Source organism: Flavobacterium sp. ov086, from assembly GCF_900187965.1.
Classification (GTDB): Bacteria; Bacteroidota; Bacteroidia; order Flavobacteriales; family Flavobacteriaceae; genus Flavobacterium.
This window is the reverse complement of sequence record NZ_FZNL01000024.1, coordinates 21,333-42,730: the sequence shown is the minus strand read 5'-3', so window position 1 is coordinate 42,730 and position 21,398 is coordinate 21,333. Positions and strand designations below refer to the sequence as shown.

12 protein-coding genes and 1 other RNA gene are annotated in these 21,398 nt (G+C 33.6%); 10 read left to right on the top strand and 3 right to left on the bottom strand.

Going from position 1 to position 21,398, the window contains the following annotated elements:
- Positions 1 to 84: 84 nt before the first annotated feature.
- The 5 genes from ffs to CHB81_RS21645 all read left to right on the top strand — a co-directional run bounded on the left by ffs (position 85) and on the right by CHB81_RS21645 (position 3,011).
- Positions 85 to 182, top strand: an RNA gene (ffs, locus tag CHB81_RS21665) — signal recognition particle sRNA small type.
- A gap of 427 nt (positions 183 to 609) precedes the next feature.
- Positions 610 to 1,413: an SDR family oxidoreductase gene (locus tag CHB81_RS21660; RefSeq protein ID WP_089353924.1), complete on the top strand. Its 804-nt coding sequence runs from the start codon at positions 610 to 612 to the stop codon at positions 1,411 to 1,413.
- 4 nt (positions 1,414 to 1,417) lie between these two features.
- Positions 1,418 to 1,618 carry a hypothetical protein gene (locus CHB81_RS21655; RefSeq protein ID WP_089353923.1) on the top strand — a complete coding sequence of 67 codons (201 nt, stop codon included), beginning with the start codon at positions 1,418 to 1,420 and terminating at the stop codon, positions 1,616 to 1,618.
- Positions 1,619 to 1,770: 152 nt separating this feature from the next.
- Positions 1,771 to 2,427, top strand: coding sequence for a fructose-6-phosphate aldolase (fsa, locus tag CHB81_RS21650; protein WP_089353922.1), 657 nt, complete (start codon positions 1,771 to 1,773; stop codon positions 2,425 to 2,427).
- 89 nt (positions 2,428 to 2,516) lie between these two features.
- Positions 2,517 to 3,011: a hypothetical protein gene (locus CHB81_RS21645; protein WP_089353970.1), complete on the top strand. Its 495-nt coding sequence runs from the start codon at positions 2,517 to 2,519 to the stop codon at positions 3,009 to 3,011.
- Between the two features lie 86 nt (positions 3,012 to 3,097).
- Here the strand turns inward: CHB81_RS21645 and CHB81_RS21640 are convergent, their stop codons facing one another.
- From CHB81_RS21640 to CHB81_RS21630, 3 genes are all read right to left on the bottom strand, one after another.
- The gene (locus tag CHB81_RS21640; RefSeq protein WP_089353921.1) at positions 3,098 to 4,570 is read right to left on the bottom strand and encodes an MFS transporter; all 1,473 of its coding nucleotides are present in this window, start codon (positions 4,568 to 4,570) and stop codon (positions 3,098 to 3,100) included.
- A 175-nt stretch (positions 4,571 to 4,745) separates the two neighbouring features.
- A complete protein-coding gene (locus CHB81_RS21635; protein WP_089353920.1) occupies positions 4,746 to 5,447 on the bottom strand; it encodes a LytTR family DNA-binding domain-containing protein in 702 nt (233 codons plus the stop codon).
- The gene (locus CHB81_RS21630; protein ID WP_089353919.1) at positions 5,437 to 6,489 is read right to left on the bottom strand and encodes a sensor histidine kinase; all 1,053 of its coding nucleotides are present in this window, start codon (positions 6,487 to 6,489) and stop codon (positions 5,437 to 5,439) included. Before CHB81_RS21630 ends, CHB81_RS21635 begins: the two co-directional genes overlap by 11 nt.
- A gap of 643 nt (positions 6,490 to 7,132) precedes the next feature.
- On the opposite strand from CHB81_RS21630, the gene CHB81_RS21625 reads away from it, so the two are divergent.
- The 5 genes from CHB81_RS21625 to chiA all read left to right on the top strand — a co-directional run bounded on the left by CHB81_RS21625 (position 7,133) and on the right by chiA (position 21,281).
- Positions 7,133 to 10,168: a SusC/RagA family TonB-linked outer membrane protein gene (locus CHB81_RS21625; protein ID WP_089353918.1), complete on the top strand. Its 3,036-nt coding sequence runs from the start codon at positions 7,133 to 7,135 to the stop codon at positions 10,166 to 10,168.
- A gap of 10 nt (positions 10,169 to 10,178) precedes the next feature.
- The gene (locus CHB81_RS21620; protein ID WP_089353917.1) at positions 10,179 to 11,759 is read left to right on the top strand and encodes a RagB/SusD family nutrient uptake outer membrane protein; all 1,581 of its coding nucleotides are present in this window, start codon (positions 10,179 to 10,181) and stop codon (positions 11,757 to 11,759) included.
- A 110-nt stretch (positions 11,760 to 11,869) separates the two neighbouring features.
- Positions 11,870 to 13,807 (top strand): glucosamine-6-phosphate deaminase, encoded by a 1,938-nt coding sequence (gene nagB, locus CHB81_RS21615; RefSeq protein ID WP_089353916.1) that lies wholly within the window; start codon positions 11,870 to 11,872, stop codon positions 13,805 to 13,807.
- A 159-nt stretch (positions 13,808 to 13,966) separates the two neighbouring features.
- Positions 13,967 to 16,033: a beta-N-acetylhexosaminidase gene (locus CHB81_RS21610; protein ID WP_089353969.1), complete on the top strand. Its 2,067-nt coding sequence runs from the start codon at positions 13,967 to 13,969 to the stop codon at positions 16,031 to 16,033.
- A gap of 508 nt (positions 16,034 to 16,541) precedes the next feature.
- Entirely contained in the window at positions 16,542 to 21,281 is a 4,740-nt protein-coding gene (gene chiA, locus CHB81_RS21605) for a T9SS-translocated chitinase ChiA (RefSeq protein ID WP_089353915.1), read from the top strand.
- Positions 21,282 to 21,398: the final 117 nt, after the last annotated feature.

Here is a 21,398-nt window from a genome sequence, read left to right as displayed (position 1 = left end):
TAAAATTTGAATAAGCCAATATACGACGATATTTTTATAGCAACAAAGGTCTTGCAAAAATATAAAAAGATTGTATATTTGCACCGGCAAGTCCTACACGACCAGCTCCTGCAGACTCCCCCAGGATGGGAACATAGCAAGGGTACGTGGTTGAGCGGTGCGATGTAGGTCGCTTGCCATTTTTTATTTTATTGTCCCGAACTGTCGGGATTTTTTTTAGAATTAATACAAAAGTAGTCTTCCTTATGGAGGATTTTTTTATTTTTGGACCTTTCGTGAGTTAGAAGTTAATTGTAAGAGGTTAGAAGTTTTATGGATCAATACAAAAAAACCGTGGAAAGAGAAAAAAAATTTACCGCAAAGTTCGCAAAGTTTTTTTATATGCAAGCTTAATATAAAGTACAAAGTTCGCAAAGCTTTGTGTTGAACCAGCTTTGTGAACTTTGCCTTTTACTTACCGTAATACAATGCAAAAAAACTTTGCGAATTTTGCGGTAAAAAAATAATTGGTGAGTATATTTTTAATATTTTTCCACAACATTTAGTGTTGATCTAGTTTTATCCTGCACATCAACTCATAACTTATAACATTTAACATCTAACTTAATAATGAGCAAAGTCGTTTTAATTACCGGAGGATCCTCAGGGATTGGAAAATCAATTGGAGAATTTTTACATAAAAAAGGTTTCGTTGTTTATGGAACGAGTAGAAATCCTGAAAAAGTACTGAATTCTATTTTTCCACTTGTAGCTTTAGATGTTAGAAATGTCGAATCTATAAAGTCTGCTGTAGCTAAGATTATTGCAACTTCAGGAAGATTAGATGTTGTAATTAATAATGCCGGTGTTGGTATTACTGGTCCATTAGAAGAAATTCCGATGGAGGAAATCAAGAATAATTTTGAGACTAATTTTTTTGGTCCAATTGAAGTTATGAAAGCTGCTTTGCCACAAATGCGAGAACAAAATTCAGGTTTAATTATTAATATTACTTCGATTGCAGGTTATATGGGTTTGCCTTATCGCAGTGTTTATTCGGCATCAAAAGGAGCTTTGGAGTTAATTACGGAGGCTTTGCGTATGGAGGTCAAATCTTTTGGAATTGAAATCACAAATGTAGCACCGGGCGATTTTGCAACAAATATTGCTTCTGGTCGTTACCATGCGCCTGTCATAAAAGGTTCTGCTTATGAAAAAGTTTATGGAGATACACTTGCAACGATGAATGATCATGTTGATGCGGGAAGTAATCCAAATGAAATGGCCGAGTTTGTTTATAAAATAATGCAGGAAAAAAAGCCTAATGTTCATTATAAAGTGGGGGCTTTTATGCAGAAATTCTCAATTGTTCTAAAACGTGCTCTTCCAGATAAGATGTATGAGAAAATGCTAATGAATCATTATAAATTATAATATTATGGATAAGATTACAGATTTTCTACCTACTATTTTTGCCCTTTTAGTTTTTATTGTTATTTGGTTTATAATTCGCAGAATAGTAAGTTCACTAAGTGATAAAATCAATAATTCAGAAGTTTATAAAGAAGATACTTTAAGAGTTTTGGAAGAAATTAGAGATGAATTAAAACAATTAAATAAAAAGGATACTTCAAAATAATTATAAGTTGTAATTTTGCAGCTGAGTTTGCGTGAGGGATAGAGGTGGTATCCTTTTGTGAAGAGAAGCGGAACAAAAGATATAGCCGAAAGCCTGATTCGCCGCAGCGAACACGCCCAAAATAAATCAACACAATTAAATATAAATAGATTATGAAATTTTTTATTGATACAGCTAATTTAGCTCAAATTAAAGAAGCGCAGGCTTTAGGTGTTTTGGATGGTGTAACAACTAATCCGTCATTAATGGCGAAAGAAGGTATTACCGGGAAAAACAATATTTTGAAGCATTATGTTGACATCTGTAATCTTGTTGAAGGTGATGTAAGTGCTGAAGTAAATGCGCTTGATTATGATGGAATGATTAAAGAAGGTGAGGAGTTGGCTGAATTACATGACCAAATCGTGGTGAAATTGCCAATGACTAAGGAAGGTGTTATGGCTGCAAAATATTTTTCGGATAAAGGAATTAAAACGAATGTAACCCTTGTGTTTTCTGCTGGTCAGGCTTTATTGGCTGCAAAAGCTGGAGCTACTTATGTTTCGCCTTTTATTGGTCGTTTAGATGATGTTTCAACTGATGGTTTAGCATTGATTGAAGAGATTAGATTGATTTTTGATAACTACGGTTACGAAACTCAAATTTTAGCTGCTTCTGTGCGTCACACAATGCATATTGTAAACTGTGCTAAAATTGGTGCTGATGTCATGACGGGACCTCTTTCTGCAATTTACGGATTGTTAAAACACCCATTAACAGATATTGGACTTGCTCAGTTTGTAGCTGATTTTGAAAAAGGAAATAAATAATTCTACCTTTTAAATATAATTTAAATCGCCATTTTCGTCAGAAACATGGCGATTTTTTTTACTTTTATATGTCTAAAAAAGAAGTACATATGAAAAAAGTTATCCTGATTTTGGCATTTTTGCTAATTAATATTTCGGTAAATGCGCAAGCCAAAGTACTAACATCAATAAATGAAGCTGGCGATGTAGCAACATTTGAGTTGGATTGTTCGGTTCAATTTCAGACTCTTGCCAAAGGTTTGCGGTACAATATTACACGCCATGAATTTAAAGGGCCAGAAATGAAAAATTCATATCGTTTGCTATTGGTAATGGATGGATTTTATTCAAAAACTTTGAATAATTCGATGACAATTTCGGCAGTTTTAAGTGATGGAACAATTCTGGAAGCTAAAAAAATAATAGAAGATGATGGCTTTTTTGATGGCGCTTGTACCTTGAAAATTAAAGATCCAAAAGCGCTTTTAGAAGCTAATATTGATAAAGTTATTATTCATGCTGATAAAGATGTTGTTTATATATTATCAGCGCAAAATAAGGCTGCTTTCAAGAAGAATTTGAATGCTATTATAACGGCAAAATAGATTTTTAAAAGCAATAAAAAAAATCCAAATTCCAATTATAGATAATTGGAATTTGGATTTTAAAATTTGGAATTTTTTATAATGGCTTAGTGACCTCCGCCTTCGCTTTGAATGTTATGATCGATTCCTTGTCTTTTTAAGATTTTAGGGCAATAAAAGCCATAGAATCCTAAATATGCAAAACCAAGAAGTGGTACGATATAAGAGAAATGTGTCCATGTAATACCAAAGATTCCTTCTGGGCTAGTAAGGTCGATATCACAGATACTTCCCTGAACTAAAGGAATAACTCCTCCTCCAAGAATCATCATAATCAGGAATGAAGATGCTTTTCCGGTATTTTTTCCTAAACCAGCAATCGCTAAATCGAAGATTGACGGCCACATAATAGACAAGAATAAACCTCCAGAGATAAAGAAGAATTTAGCAATAGACGGATCTGGATAAACTAATCCTGCAAACATCATTACTAAACCTGAGATTCCGAAAAGCATTAAAGTTTTTCCGGCATTTTTACCACCAACAAAACTTATTGCGATAAACAATAAAATCCAGATTGGGTAAATGTAGAAAGAAGAAACATCGTGTTTAGCAAATATATTAGCGCCAATAATTACTCCAAATGCAACTGCAGGAACAATAAATTTAAGTGCTGTATTTACTAAGTTTGAAGTGTTGAAAACGTTAACTCCACCATTCCAGCGACCAATCATTAAGCTTCCCCAGTAAAGGGCGATAAAAGGCGCAATTGCATCTTCCAGTACATTTCCGAATTCAGAAGTGTGTAATAAAGCTGGTAGATTACTGATGATAGTTACCTCAGTTCCAACATAAATAAAGATTCCTAACATTCCTAAATACAATTGTGGGTAATCAAGAATATTGAATTTTTCGTGTGCAACTTTAACTACTTCTTCCTCTTCTTTTGCAGGATCTTCGATTTTAGAAAAGTACATAAAAACTGCTACAGCAATAAATGCAAGACCTAAAATTATAAAAGGTAGTTTGATATCTTCTAATGAAAGAGATGTTTTTTTATCGTCTCCCATTCCAAACAAAGCGATTCCTAAAAGAATAGCTCCAATTGTTGTTCCAAAAGAGTTTATTCCTCCTGCAAGTGTTAAACGGTGAGCTCCGGTTTGTGGGCTTCCCATTTTAATAGCTAAAGGATTTGCTACGATTTGTTGAATTGAAAAACCTAAAGCTATTGTAAATAAAGCGGTTAAGAAGAATGGAAAACTTTCCATTGTTGCTGCTGGAATGAATAAAAATGATCCAAAAGCGGATAAAAGTAATCCGGCAGAAAGTGTTTTCTTATATCCGAATCTTTGTAAAATGTCTACTTTTAAAGATATTATAAAGAAAATTATAGAACCTACAAAATAAGAAACATAAAACGCCCAAGCTACTAATTGTGATTGTACTTGAGATAAGGTAAATACTTTTTTGAATACTGGAATAAGGATATCATTGGCTGAACCAACAAAACCCCAAAAGAAGAAAACAATTATCAAAGAGATAAACTGTCCCCATTTGGTTTGAACATTTTCTGAACTCATAATTTAAGAGGTTAATTTTTTATTATATTGTTTTTTGAAGACCGTAAATATATTTGTTAAGTATATCAAAAAAAAATAAAATGACACAAATAATGTTAAATTTAAACGAACGACGTCATTTTTTCAACAAAGTGTTAGTTTTTACCAACTTAGAAAATGAATTTATCAGAGGAAGTTATTCCAGAATTTTGTTTTTTACTTCTTTACTATAATTTCTACCAATAGGGATGGTGTAAGATTGAATCTGGATGCGGTTTCCCTCTATAGATTTTACTTTATTTAAGGCAATTACATACGATTTATGGATTCGTAAGAAGCGGTCTGCGGGCAATTCTTCAGATAATGAAGTTAAAGATTTGTGTGTAATATAGGTTTTATCAGGAGTTACAACTTTTATGTATTCCTTCATTCCTTCGACAAATAAAATTTCTTCAATATTAATTTTCATCATTTTTTTATCGACTTTGATAAAAATATGAGAATCTCCTTTGGTGGTTTCTACTTTAATATTGTTTTTTAAATTGTATTCGGTGGTGATTTTATTAATGCATTTTATAAATCTTGGCAGCGGAATAGGTTTTACTAAATAATCCAAAACATCAAGATCATAACTTTCAGCAGCAAATTCTCTAAACGCAGTTGTGATAATGACTTTAGTTTTGTTTTCGATTAAGCTAATCAATTCAAATCCAGTCATCATTGGCATATTAATGTCCAGAAAAACAGCATCTACAGAAGTGCTGTTTATAAAATCGAGCGCTTCCAGAGAATTATTAAATGTACCAATTACCTCAAAATCTGTAAAATTGGTAAAGTAATTCTGCAGGACTTTGATAGCTAATGGCTCATCATCGATCAACACGCATTTAATCTTCATCATTAATAGGTATTTGCAAACGGATTATATAGTAATTGAATTTAGTGTCGTGTTTAAGACTGAAATTATTCTTATAAATTAATTTTAATCGTTTTTTGGTATTGACTAATCCAATTCCTCCTTTTTGATTAAGATTTTGTGAAATTACAAAATTATTTAAGATTTCAAAATCTAAGATTTTATTGTCAATAATTTTACAGTTTATCTTTATTTTTAAGTTATGATTGTTTAAACTCCCATGTTTAAAGGCATTTTCGACCAAAGAAATGAAAATTAGTGGAGGAACAACAATATCATCAATATTAGATTCCAGGTTTATCGTAACTTCTACATTTTCAAAACGTAACTTCTCTATTTCGATGTAATTTTGAATATAATCAATTTCTTTAATTAAAGGAACAAATTTTGTCCCTTTTACATCATATAACACATATTCCATCAAATTTGATAGTTTTATAATTACATCAGGAACCTTATTTGAAGATTCTAGTGATAATGCATAAAGGTTATTTAAGGTATTGAAGAAAAAATGTGGCTGAATCTGGTTTTCAAGATACTTTAACTTGATTTTAAACTGATTTTCTCTTAATGATCTGTTTCTTTCTCGCTCTCGTAACCAGGTCAAAGTAAGATAAACAGAAGATGCCATTGCAAGAACATACAATTCGCCAATGCATACTGCTACAATATGATTGATCTCAAAAGGATGATACTCACGATTAGCTTCCGGCCAGATATTCTCTGATATTATATAATAGGTAAGTGCTGTTTTTAATAAATAAACCCCAAATAGACTTGCCAGCAATGAAAAAGTATATGTAATATATTTCTGTTTTAATACATATCTGGGTACTAACACAAAAAGATTGAAATAAACTAAAGGAATATGTAGCGAGAACTCAATTAAGTTTGATTTGAAGGAATAGGGGTAATCATTAAAATAAGCTCCCCATCTTAAGAAGTTAAGAGTGAAGTAAGTACCCCAGAACCAAATATGATTTTGAAGTTTAATGTCAAATTTCAATTTTTGAATTTCGCCCAATTTATAGTAGTAATTATTGCTTTGGTTGGTTTCTCATTGTAAATAATGTGCAACTTTAAACAATTAGTTGGTAAAACACAATTCTTTTGAATATTATTTTGTACTAAAAGGCAATTAATAAGTTATTTCTATGGTATAACGTTTTCGTAAAACATATTGTTGATTGTTTTGTTTGTCCTAATGATGAGATGCAGAAAAACGAGAAAAATCATTTAGAAGCTGTTGCAAGAATGGGAGGAAAGGACGATTGGATCAGTAAAGTTTGGTTGGATGTAAACTAAAAACTAAATCTCAAATATAAAGTCATGCCTAATAAGCTTTTATTGTTTTAAGATCTAGTTTGTAATGTTTTGTTAAAATTAAATGTTTGTTATTTAAAATTAAATGATTTTAAATCTAAAAATCAGATAATTACCTCTTTATTATAGATTAAACATTTGTTAACTAAATCTCTTATTTTTTTAATTAAAAAGCACATATAAGTAAAAAACGTTAGAATATGTCATCATGAAAACGTTTTCGGAAAACGGATTATTGATTGTTTTATGTCGTTTGTTTAAAATTTATTGCTGTTTGTATAATTTATTTTTTTTAACAATACCTTAAGAATAATTTTACCTCATAACTAACAAAATAAATAAACATGAAAAAAATTTTCTTAATCTTTATGATTGTTTTTACGGCGCAAGTTTCGCTTGCACAAGTAAAAAATGTCAAGGGTGTGATTACGGATTCTGACGGGATGCCATTGCCAGGGGCATCTGTTGCTGTACAAGGAGGTCAAAAAGGTTCTACGACCGATTTTGATGGTTTGTACGCAATTGAAGTACAAAAAGGACAAACATTAGTTTTTAGCTATGTTGGTCTTGAAACACAATCAATAATTGTAGGTGATGCTTCTACAATTAATGTTAAAATGCTACAAGCGTCATCAAATGCTTTAAGTGAAGTTGTTGTAACGTCATTAGGTATTAAGAAAACAAGAAAATCTTTGACTTATGCAGCTCAGGAACTTAAAGGAGAAGAGTTGACTCGTGTAAAAGATGCCAACCTTATCAATACAATCGCTGGTAAAGTTGCCGGTGTTGCTGTAACAAAAAGCTCAGGAGGTACTGGTGGATCTACTAAAGTAGTTATCCGTGGAAACTCTTCAGTTGTTAATAGCCAACCTTTATATGTTATCGATGGTATTCCTATATTGAATGCTGGTTCAGGTCAGCCAAATGATACATTTGGTAGTTTATCTGGGGGTAACCGTGATGGTGGAGACGTTGTGTCTTTGATTAATCCTGATGATTACGAAGGAATGACAGTATTAAAAGGTGCGGCTGCTTCTGTATTATACGGTAGCCAGGGAGCAAATGGAGTAATTTTACTTTCTTCTAAAAAAGCTAAAAACGGAAAAGCTAACATTACTGCTTCTTCTGTAACTACTTTCGAAAGTGCTGCTTACATGCCTAAATTTCAATCAGATTACGTTGCTGTAAAAGGTGCTGATGAAACTTGGGGAGCAAAACAAAAAACAAATGACTATGTTAAGGATTTCTTTGAAACAGGGGTTACTCAAATTACTTCTTTAGGATATTCTACAGCTAATGATTATTCTTCTACAACTTTTTCTTACGCTAATACTTCTGCTTCAGGAATTATTCCAGGAAACACTTTAAAGAAAAATAACTTTGGAATTCGTCAGACAGCTAAATTCTTTGAAGATAAATTGACTTTTGCAGCTAATGCAAACTATACTTCTCAGTCAGTAGATAACAAACCAGTTAACGGTCTTTATTTCAACCCACTTACAGGAGTTTATTTAATGCCACGTGGAAATGACTTTAATTATTACAAAGATAATTATGAATTATTTGATCCAACAAGAAACTTAATGGCTCAAAACTGGATGACAAACAGAGATATTATGCAAAACCCATACTGGGGAATTAACAGAAATAAATCTGAAGATACAAATGACTTTTTCAACGGAGCTTTATCTTTAAACTATAAAGCAACTGGTTGGTTAAGTATTGCTGCGAGATATAACTATAATAGAATCTCAAGTGGATATGACAAATATATCTACGCAACAACTCAAGGAGCTTTATCTCACATAAATGGTAGATACTATCATGAAGATGCTTTAAGCACACAACGTTACGCAGATTTAATCGCTACAATTAATACAAAAATTGGATCTGATTTTTCTTTCAATGCTAACGTAGGTACAAGTGTTAGAAACACAATGATTAATCAAAAAACAATTTTAGATTCAGGTGTTGGTGGGGGATTGAAATATGCAAACTGGTTTACATTGCATAACTTCAATAACAATGCAGAAAACTACCAAACAATTGATTCTAACAAAGAAATTCAATCAATCTTTGCTGCAACTACTTTTGGTTATAAAGACATGTTGTTCTTAGATCTTACAGGAAGAAAAGACTGGTCATCTACATTAGTAAACACTGAAGAAGGTGGATATTTTTACCCATCTGTTGGTTTGACTGGTTTGATCAGCGAAATGACTACGTTACCGGAATTTATTAACTATGGTAAAGTTCGTGTAGCTTATGCTCAGGCAGGTAATGACGTTGCTCCTTTTATTACAACTCCTACAAACTATTACCCACAAGGAAGCGGAACAAAATACAATCCATTAGTTGCTCCAAAAACAGGTACAAGTTTGAAGCCTGAATTAAAATCTGAATATGAGATTGGAACAGAGTGGAGATTCTTTAACAGTAGATTAGGATTTGATTTTTCTTACTATCATTCAGAAACTAAAAACCAATATTTGCAAGTTGTTGCTCCAGTTGGAAATGTTCAAGGTGTTGATTTCTACGGAATTAATGCAGGTAGTATAGAAAATAAAGGTATTGAGCTTATGGTAAATGCATCAATCATCAAAGGAGATAAATTCTCTTGGGATGCAATGGTAAACTATTCTCAAAACAAAAACAAAGTAAAAGAAATTCCTGAAGAATTAGGAGGTAGAATTAACTTAACAAATCCTGGAGTAAACAGTTACAGGTACTCATTGATTGAAGGAAGACCATTTGGAGTTATTGAAGGTATCAACATTAAAAAAGATGCACAAGGAAGATCTTTATTAAATGATGACGGAACATTCCAAAAAACAGATTTCCAAGAAGTTGGTAATTCTAATCCTGACTTTATGTTAAGCCTTTCTAACTCATTCAAATTCGGATCATTCTTTGCAACTATATTAGTTGATGGTCGTTTTGGAGGTGATGTAATGAGTTTAACAGAAGCACAAAATGATAGTTTTGGAGTTTCAAAAGCATCAGGTGATGCTAGAAATGCTGGTGGTGTTACTATCAACGCTGTAAGAGCAAGCGATGGTGTTGCTGTTACTAAAATGGATGCAGAATCTTACTATAAACAAGTTGGAGGTAGAGCAGGTATTAGTGGAGAATATATTTACAATGCAACAAATGTAAGTGTTAGAGAGGTTTCAGTTGGATATACTTTCAATGCAAAAACTCTACCATTCATTCAAACTGCAAGTATTTCACTAATTGCCAGAAACTTATTCTTTATTTACAAAGATGCTCCTTTTGATCCAAACGTTGCTTTAAGTACAGGTCAAGGTTTACAAGGTGTTGATATTTATGGTTTGCCTTCTACTAGAAGTATCGGTCTTAATTTAAATGTAACTTTCTAAAATTAAAAAAATGGAACTAAATAAAATAATAAAAACAGCTATCTGTGTTTCTTTGCTGACAGTAGTTGGTTGTACAGATAATTTTGATGACATAAATACCAATAAAAATGGTATTACTCCAGTAGATTTTGAACAGGATTTTAATCATATTAAAGGAGGGTTTTCTCCGATGTTTAATAATATCCAAATCCTAAATCCACCAGATTTGTATCAATTGCAACAAGGATTAAATGGTGATGTCTGGTCAGGTTATATGGCAAGTCCAACTCCGTTTGCCGGAGGAATTAATAATACAACTTATTCATTAGTTGACAACTGGAATGGTGTTTGTTGGGAAACTGCCTACAAAACTATCATGTATAATGCTAATGATATTGCAAACAAAAGTAAAGGTAAATACGATCAGTTTTATGCTTTATCATTGATTCTGAAAGTAGAAGGAATGCATAGACTTACGGATATCTTTGGACCAATCATTTATTCTAAATTTGGTACATTAGATACTACAATTGCTTACGATTCACAAGAAGAAGTTTATACTCAAATGTTCAATGAACTTGATATTGCTGTTACTGAATTAACAAAAAGAGTTGACGCAGGAGATGTAAGTGTTTTTGCTTCAACAGATGAATCAGGTTATAAAGGAGATTATAAAGCTTGGGTAAAATTTGCTAACACATTACGTTTAAGATTAGCAATGCGTGTGGTAAAAATTAGCCCTGCTGTTGCTAAATTACAAGCTGAAAAAGCTGTAGCTCATAAATTTGGAGTTTTCACTACAAATGCTGATTTGTTCAAAGTTGTATCTGCTGTTTACACAAACCCTATCGCAACTATTAGTGGTGGATGGTTAGACATCCGTATGTCTGCAGATATGGAATCAATCTTAAAAGGATATGATGATCCTAGAATGCCAGTTTACTTTGATACATCAACTCAATTTCCTGGACAATATAAAGGTATCCGTACAGGTATCGCTATTGCTGCAAAAGCAGATCACCAGGATTTTTCTGGAGTTGGTTCAGTAATCAGATCAAAAGAAGTTGTTTTAATGACTACTGCCGAAGCTTATTTCTTAAGAGCTGAAGGTGCATTAAGAGGATGGAACATGGGCGGTGACGCTGAAGCACTATATAAATTAGGTATTCAGGCTTCATTTGATCAAAGAGGAGTTTCAGGAGCCTCTGCATATTATGCTGACAATGTTAAAAAAGCAATTGATTATGTAGATCCTAATTTCCCTGAAAACAATTCACCAGCTGTAAACAATGTAACTGTTGCTTGGGATGCTGCTGCAACTAATGAAGTGAAATTGCAAAAAATCATTACTCAAAAATGGATTGCAGGTTTCCCGGAAGGACAAGAAGCATGGTCTGAATACAGAAGAACAGGATATCCTAAACTTTTCCCGGTAATCAAAAATTATAGTGGAGGTACAATTTCATCTACTTTAGGTGTTAGAAGAATCAACTTTGTTCAAGCTGAAAAAACAGGTAACAAAGGTGGTTACGAAACAGGACTTGCTAAGTTAGGCGGACCTGACAATGGTGGAACCAGACTTTGGTGGGATACTACAGCTCCTAACTTCTAAAACATAGAGATTAAAAGAATTTAAGTTTGGTTAGTAAATGGTATAAGCAATGCAAATTGCTTGTACCATTTCAAAAACCAAAATTGTAAATAGCAAAAAAAGAAAAAGAAATGAAAAGTGCTTTAGAAATAAAACCTGATATCAGCTATAAAAGCGCGGGGAAATTTGAAGAAACTCGATTTGAAAAAATCCATAACGAAATCTTCAAAAGTTCTGTAGAAGCTTCAGTAATTGTAGCGCAGGAAATTGCGCAATTAATTAGATCTAAACAAGAAAAAGGTAAATCTTGCGTATTAGGTTTGGCAACAGGTTCTTCTCCTATAAAAGTATATGAGGAATTAGTGAGAATGCACAGAGAAGAAGGATTAAGTTTTAGCAATGTAATTACTTTCAATTTGGATGAATATTATCCAATGACTAAAGAGAACAACCAGAGCTATCACTATTTCATGCATCAGCATCTTTTTAATCATATTGATATCAACCCAGATAATGTTAATATTCCTGATGGAACGGTACATATTGATGAATTAAATCAATATTGCATCGATTATGAAATGAATATTAAAAATGCAGGAGGACTTGATTTTCAATTATTAGGTATTGGTCGTACTGGTCACGTAGGTTTCAATGAACCGGGATCACATATCAACTCTGGAACCAGAATTATTACACTGGATCACATTACAAGAGTAGATGCTTCATCAGATTTTAATGGTATAGATAACGTTCCTAAAAGAGCGATTACCATGGGAGTTTCTACGATCATGAGATCTAAAAGAATCGTATTAATGGCTTGGGGACAAAACAAAGCCGATATCATCAAGAGAACTATTCAGGGAGATATCAGTTCAGAAGTTCCTGCGACATTTTTACAAAATCATCCTAATGCAACTTTCGTATTAGACCAGTCTGCAGCATCTGAGTTAACACGTTTCAAAACGCCTTGGTTAGTTGGAGAATGCATTTGGAATCAGGAATTAAAAAGCAAAGCGATTGTTTGGTTGTGCCAAAAAACAAAACAATCTATATTAAAATTAACAGACCGTGATTACAACAATAACGGAATGTCTGATCTTTTGGCGCAAGAAGGTTCTGCTTATGATTTGAACATTAATATGTTCAACGTATTACAGCATACCATCACAGGATGGCCAGGTGGAAAACCAAATACTGACGATTCACACCGTCCGGAAAGAGCCAATCCAGCAAAAAAACGAGTGATTCTTTTTAGTCCACATCCGGATGACGATGTGATTTCTATGGGAGGAACTTTTTCAAAATTGATAAAACAAGGTCACGATGTACATGTTGTATATCAAACCTCCGGAAATATTGCTGTTACAGACGACGAGGCATTGAAATTTGCTGAGGTTGCCAAAGATTTTATTGGTGAAGCCGGAAGCGGAATCAACTTCAAATCTGTAATTGAGTTTTTGAATAGCAAATCAGAAAATCAAATCGATTCATTGGAAGTTCGAAAATTAAAAGGACTTATCCGTCGAAGAGAATCTTATGCAGCGACAAGATATATTGGTTTAAAAGATGAAAACACACACTTTTTAGATCTTCCGTTTTACGAAACAGGACAAGTGAAGAAAAATCCGTTAGGACCTGAAGATATTGCCATCGTAAAAGATATTATTGCACAAATAAAACCACATCAGGTATTTGCTGCAGGAGATTTGGCAGATCCACACGGAACACACGAAGTTTGTCTAAACGCGATCTTTGCCGCCATGAAAGAGTTAAAACCAGAAAAATACATGGACGACTGTTGGTTATGGTTGTACAGAGGCGCATGGCACGAATGGGATATTCATGAAATTGATATGGCAGTTCCCCTTTCTCCATCAGAAGTATTGTTGAAACGTCATGCAATTTTATATCACCAATCTCAAAAAGACCGAGTAATGTTTCAAGGAAATGACTCAAGAGAATTCTGGGTTAGAGCCGAAGACCGTAATAAAAATACAGCTATTTTATATGATGAATTAGGATTGGCTGAATACGAAGCAATTGAAGCATTTAAGCGTTTTGATTACTAGAGTTGTTTTTTAAGATTCGGATTGGAGCGAATCAAATTCAAAATTCAGATTGATTTCATAGCGATTAGTGAGGTTCAATAGAGAGATCATTCTGAGTTTTGTTTCTATTATCTATTATTAATGTTGTCTCAGGATAACATCTTTTCAAAAACAGTAAAAATGAAATATTTATTAGTTCTACTATTAGCAGGTGTAACCTCTAGTGCTCAAATTCAAAAAGAGCAGCTAAATCTTATGCCTTGGCCTCAAAGTGTTGTTTTAAACGATGGGAATTTTGCTTTAAACAAAAATTTTAAAGTGAACATTACCGGAAACCCTAACCCACGTATTTTTAGTGGAGTAACTCGCTTTTTGCGTCGCTTAGACGGTAGAACTGGTATGTTTTTTCAACAAGGTTTTATTACAAAATTAAATGAAGTGCCAACAGCTGAGCTTCAGATTAACTGTACTAAAAGCGGAAAAATTGGTTTATACGAAGATGAAAGTTATCATTTAGACATCAAACAAAATCAAATTACAATAAATGCAACAAGCGATTTAGGAGCTTTACATGGTCTTGAAACGTTATTGCAAATGTTGCAGAATAATAATACTTCATTTTATTTCCCGATCTCACAAATATCTGATTTTCCAAGATTTACATGGAGAGGTTTGATGATTGATGTTGCAAGGCATTTTCAGCCAATTGATGTTGTCAAAAGAAACATTGACGGATTGGCAGCAATGAAAATGAATGTTTTTCACTGGCATTTGGTTGATGATCAAGGTTGGAGAATCGAAATGAAAAAACATAAGAAGCTTATAGATGTAGCTTCAGATGGGATGTATTATACACAAGAGGAAATTAAAAATATCGTAAAATATGCTGATGAGCGCGGTATTTTGGTAGTTCCGGAAATAGATGTTCCTGGTCATGGATCTGCAATTTTAACGGCTTACCCGGAAATTGGAAGTAAGGTGATTACATTGACAGGAGGAACTTCTGAAAAAAATATTCAAGGTACAGCAATTGCTACCTATGGAATTGAAAGAAATGCTGGTATTTTTTCGCCAACATTAGATCCTTCAAATCCTAAAACATATCAATTATTAAGTGAAATTTTTGATGAGGTTTGTCCATTATTTCCAGGAGCTTATTTTCATATCGGAGGAGATGAAAATGAAGGAAAAGATTGGGACTCAAACCCGAAAATTCAAGAATTCATGAAGAAAAATAAGTTAGCTAACAATCATGAGTTACAGACTTATTTTACCATGCAATTAGTTCCGATGCTTAAAAAACATGGAAAACAGTTAATGGGTTGGGAAGAAATTATGACTAAGAACATGTCAAAAGACGCTATTATTCATTCTTGGAGAGGTCCAAATGAAGGAATGGTTGCCGGACAATCTTTAGTAGATGCAGTAAAAAAAGGATATAAAACAGTTTTGTCAAACGGATATTATATCGATTTAATGTACCCTGTTGCAAGTCATTATTTAAATGACCCAATGCCAAAAGGAGCCAATTTAACTGCCGAAGAAAAAGCAAGAATTTTAGGTGGAGAAGCTACAATGTGGACAGAGCTTGCAACTTCAACAACAATAGATTCAAGATTGTGGCCAAGAACAGCAGCAATTGCAGAGAGACTTTGGTCAGCCGAGGATATTACAGATTTAGCAAGTATGCGCAAACGTCTTGATGTAGTATCATTTAGATTGGAAGAACTAGGATTAACACACATTCGTAACAAAGCGGTGATCTTGAGAAATATCTCAAACAATCAAAACATAAAATCGCTTAATGAATTTGCAAATGTTTGTGAGCCATTAAAAGGATACACACGTAATAAAGGCGGAACAGAATACCAAATGTACTCACCGTTTACACTTTTTGCAGATGCCTGTGGACCAGACGCTAAAGAGTCTTTAGCTTTTGATGATGCCGTAAATCAGTATTTGGCTAGTAAAACGCCGGAAAATAAGGAAAAAGTTGCAGCATTTTTTAACAAATGGATCGCAGTAAATAAAGGATTAATTGAGTTAAGTGCAAATGCACCTTTAGTACAGCCAATTTTGCCTTTGTCGAAGAAATTGAATGATGCATCACAAGAATTATTACTTGTATTGGATAATAAATCAACTTTAAAAGCAGATGATTTAAAAAATCTAATCGAACAATGTAATACAAAAGATCATGCAGATGTTGAGTTATCAGTTTATGCAAGTCTTAAGAAATTGATATAAAGAGAAAGTTTGGTTTGAATTAGTGTTTAGTAAGTTTAAGTTACCATGATTATTTAGTAATTTTTTTATCTCTACTAGAATTTTCTAGTAGAGATAATTATGGTAAAACTGAATAAAATCGCTATAAAAACCTGTTAAAACGAATATAAATATAAGAATTATAGAAATCAAATAGTAACCCTTAAAACCAAATAAAGAAGAATAGAATTAAAAACATGACAAAACCAAATAGAGCATAAAACTAGATAGACCCCGAATTTATCTTTTGTATTTAAACTAATTTTTAAAATTTAATAAATATCAATCACTACTATTCACTAATGATTATGGATAAAATCAGTAATAGTAATATTTATTTTTAAAAGTAATATGAATTAATCTCCAGTTGATTGCAATCTTTTTTTTGCAATTGATTGAATCCCAATTATTGCATTTTATATACAGAGTTGCGGTATGTAATTTATTGTGATTGGAATATTTCTTTTTATTAACCAATATTAATTTAATTATGAAACATTATTACAGATTGCTTTTTTTGTTACTGTTTCCCTTACTCGCGTTAGCCCAACCAGCTCACGGTAAAAAAGTAGTAGGGTACTATGCGCAATGGGCCATTTATGCCCGGGATTTTAATATTCCGAAGATAGACGGAAGTAAATTGACGCATTTGAATTATTCTTTTTATGGAACAACTTTCGATCCTGCACATCCGGAGAATACAAAGTTGTTATGTTTGGATTCGTATGCTGATTTTGAGCATATGGAAGGTGGAATTCCATGGGATGCTCCTGTAAAAGGAAACTTTTATGACTTAATGAAACTTAAGGAAAAGTATCCACATCTTAAAATTTTAATTTCTGTTGGAGGATGGACAAAAGGTCAGGATCTTTCTCCAATTGCAGCAAGTCCTGTTGCAAGAGCTGCTTTAGCTACAGATATGGCAAACTTTATTACCAAATATCCATTTATTGATGGATTCGATATTGACTGGGAATATCCTCTTTCTGGAGGAACAGACGGTACCGAAGTAATTAACGGAGCACCAATTCCTCCGCAAAAGTACAGCCCGGACGACAACAAAAATTTAGTGTATTTATTGAAAGCAATGCGTCAGGCAATGCCAAATAAATTAATCTCGATTGCTGCTGGAAACAATGTTCGAAATGTTGCCAAACAATATTTAGGACCATCAAACAGAGCACAATACGGAATGACAGAAGATATTTCTACTTATTGTGATTATATCACGTATTTTGGATATGATTTTGGTGGAAACTGGTATGATAAAACATGCTACAACGCACCATTATATGCCAGCGGAAACACAAATGATCCGCTTTATGGCGCCACACAATCAGAATCATTAGACGAATTGACAAATCAATATTTGAACGTTGTTGGTTTTCCTGCGAATAAATTAATCATGGGATTACCTTTCTACGGAAAGAAATTTGATCATGTAGCGACAAATTCAACAAATGGATTATTCGTTTCAGCACCAAGAGATATAGTTAGCGGATGTACAAATCCACAAAATCCAACAGGAACTTGGGATGGTCCGGCAGCGTGCGAAAAATCAGGAAGTATTGAAATTTGTGATCTTGTCGGAAATCCGGTTACCAATTCACACGCTTATTTAGATCCAAATACAATGCAGGTTACAGCAGCTGCAGCAGCTGCAGGATGGGTAAGATACTTTGATAATACAACAAAAGTTCCTTATTTGTACAATGCTACTTTAAAACAGTTTATCTCCTATGAAGATAAACAATCAATGGATTTAAAAGTACAATATATTAAATCAAGAAATCTTGCCGGAGGTATGGTTTGGGAATTATCTCAGGATACAAGAGGTTCTATTGCAAATTCATTATTAACTCAGGTTGATACATCATTTGGAAGCATCGTTCCTGGAACAGTAAGTATTGCAGGTTCGGTAAAAACCGGAACAGCTTTAGTTCCGGATGTAACTGTTGAATTACGTAATGCAAGTAATGTAGTATTGCAAACTGTGGTTTCTACAGGAGGTAATTTCACATTCAGCAACCTTACTACGGGACAAAATTATATCCTTACAGCGTTAAAAGCTACTTATACTTTTACGCCTGTAACTTTGACAAACGTTACTACTAATCAAACTGGAGTAATCATTAACGGATCTCAGCCTACATATACAGTAAGCGGAACAGTTCTTAATGGAGCAACAGGAGTTTCTGGTGTAACAGTTACAGCAACTTCAGGAGCAACAGTTTTAACTGCGACTTCAAATGCAAGCGGAGTTTACAGTGTTGCAGGTTTAACAGCAGGACTTAAATTTACGGTTACAGCTGCAAAAACAGGATTCTCTTATACGCCAACTTCAACAGTTTATAACGCAATTGATGCAAACAAAACATTGAATTTTGCTCAAGGTGCGCCAATTGTATATTATACAGTAAGCGGAACAGTTCTTAACGGAACAACTCCAGTTTCAGGAGTTACGGTTACAGCAACTTCAACAGGAGGAACTTTTACAGCAACTACAAATTCAAGCGGAGTTTATACAATTGCGAATTTACCGTCAGGCGGAACTTATACGGTGACTGCTGCTTTAGCAGGACAAACCTACACTCCGGCTTCAACAGTTTATACCAATTTAATTGCGAACAAAACATTAAACTTCTCACAGGATGCTATTGTAGTTCCTACAAGCAAAATCAGCGGAACAGTTAAAAATGGAACAGTTCTCGTAGCTGGTGCAAAAGTAGAAATCGTTTTACCTTGGACAGATAGCACACACAACTGGAAAAGCGTTATTGCGACAACAGATGCACAAGGAAAATACAGCTTTGATAATTCAGTTGTAGCTGGATATACAACAGTTACAAGTTTAAAATTAAATTCTTGGGAGAATGGAGAAGTGGTTTATTTACCATCAAATTTGGCAAATTTCCCTGTTCCTGCAAATCCAACGGTTTATAATTTTAATACAAGCTCAACTGCAAAAGCAGCACAAGTTCAGGCAAACTTAATTAGCGGAACAGTTAAAAACGGAACAGTTGCAGTAGCTGGAGCAAAAGTAGAAATCGTTTTACCTTGGACAGATAGTACACACAACTGGAAAAGTGTTTTGGCAACAACAGATGCATCAGGAAATTATACTTTCGATAATGCAGTTGTAGCAGGTTATACACAAATTTTAAGTTTGAAATTAAATGCGTGGGAAAATGGTGATGTAACTTACTACCCAAATAACTTAGCCAACTTTGCAGTTCCAACAACTTCAACAGTTTATAATTTTAATAGACAAGCGGTGGTTACGACTAAGCCAGTGGTTACCATTACAGCGCCAACAGCTTCTGCGATTGCTATAAATTTAGGATCAGCAATTAATTTTGTTGCAAGTGTTGGATTAAGTGCTGCTGATGCCACTACAATCTCATCAGTTGTATTTAGTTTAGATGGACAAACCTTGAGTGCTACCAATTCTTCTGGAACTTATACATCGGTTTGGACACCAGTAGCAAATCAGTTTTCGCTTAGTCATACGTTAACCGTTACGGCTACTGCATCAAACGGAACAACAGATGCAAAAACATATAGTTTTACATTAAGTTGTTCAGGTGCAAACTGCCCTAATTCATTGCCGGTAATTACTTGGAACTCACCATCTAATACTACTGTAAACCAAAGTTCTTTCCAGGTTGTGCCAATTTCGGTTACAGCTGTTGATAGTAACGGATCGGTTTCAGGTGTTACTATTACAATAAATGGAGGTACATTTAACATGACAGCAGGTACAAATAATACTTATACGTATAATTTTACACCATCTGCTTATCAGGATTATCCAGTTGTAATCAAAGCAACCGATAATCAATCTGGTGTAACTACATTAAACAATACAATTAAAATTGCTCCGGTGAGCACGAATAGATTCATTCCACTACCATCTAAAGTTCTTTTAGGATATGCACATTCTTGGGAAAATACTGGTGCTCCATTTTTATATTTTTCTCAAATGGTGGGAAGTAAGTTTAACGTAGTTGATTATTCTTTCGTAGAAACAGTTAATCGTGATGGTTATACACCAGTATTAACTACAAATGATACTAGATATTTGACCAATGGTGTTTTCAATAAGCAATTATTGAAAAATGATATAAAATCCTTAAGAGATAGCGGCGTTCCTGTTATTGTCTCTATTGGAGGTCAAAATGGTCATGTTGTTTTGGACAATGTAACTCAAAAAAATATTTTTGTTAATGGTCTGAAAGCAATTATTGATGAGTATCAATTTGATGGAGTTGATATTGATTTTGAAGGCGGATCAATGAATTTTAATGCAGGAGGTTTAAGAGATATTTCTTATGCAGGTATTTCTGCTTATCCAAGATTAAAAAACGTAGTAGATGCTTTCAAAGAATTAAAAGCTTACTATGGTCCTGGATTTTTATTAACTGCAGCTCCGGAAACACAATACGTACAAGGAGGATATTCTACCTATACAGATACTTTTGGTTCTTTCTTGCCAATCATTCAAAACTTACGTAATGAATTGGATTTGTTAGCTGTACAATTGTATAATACAGGAGGAGAAAACGGATTAGATGGTCAATATTATGGTTCTGCTAAGAAAGCAAACATGGTAACAGCCCTAACTGATATGGTGATAAAAGGGTATAACATTGGTACAACAGGAATGCATTTTGATGGTTTACCGCCTTCAAAAGTTCTTATTGCATTACCAGCTTGTCCAAGTGCTGCAGGTAGCGGTTATTTAACGCCTACAGAAGGAATTAATGCTATGCATTATTTAAGAACCGGAACCACTTTTACAGGAAGAACATACACTATGCAGCCAGGCGGACCATATCCTTCTTTAAGAGGTTTAATGACTTGGTCTGTAAACTGGGATGCATCTTCTTGTGGTAATTCATCTGAATTATCTAAAGCCTATGCTGCTTATTTTGCTTCACAGTCAACAGCAAAAACATTAGCGCTTGATGCTGTTCCTTCAAAAAGCAGTGCAACGATAGCATACTTTAAAAACAATGCATTATCAGTTACAAATGATACCGAAGAGATCGCTCAGGTTGATGTATTTAACATCCTTGGACAAACTTTAGTAAGTCATAAAAATATTCAGAATAATAAAGAAATTCTGCTACAGGATCAAAGTTTCTCAACGAAACAATTGTTCTTAGTTGTTGTAACAAACAAAGAAGGAAAAACAAAATCTTTCAAAGTAATGAACTTCTTAAACTAGGTTTATTACAATGAATAAAAAAATAGAAATAAAACATTGGAACGGTTAAAATTGAGTTTGGTTATTTATTTTTTAATCTAATTTTTATTTCGAATAAATGCATCGAACTCAGGTGAT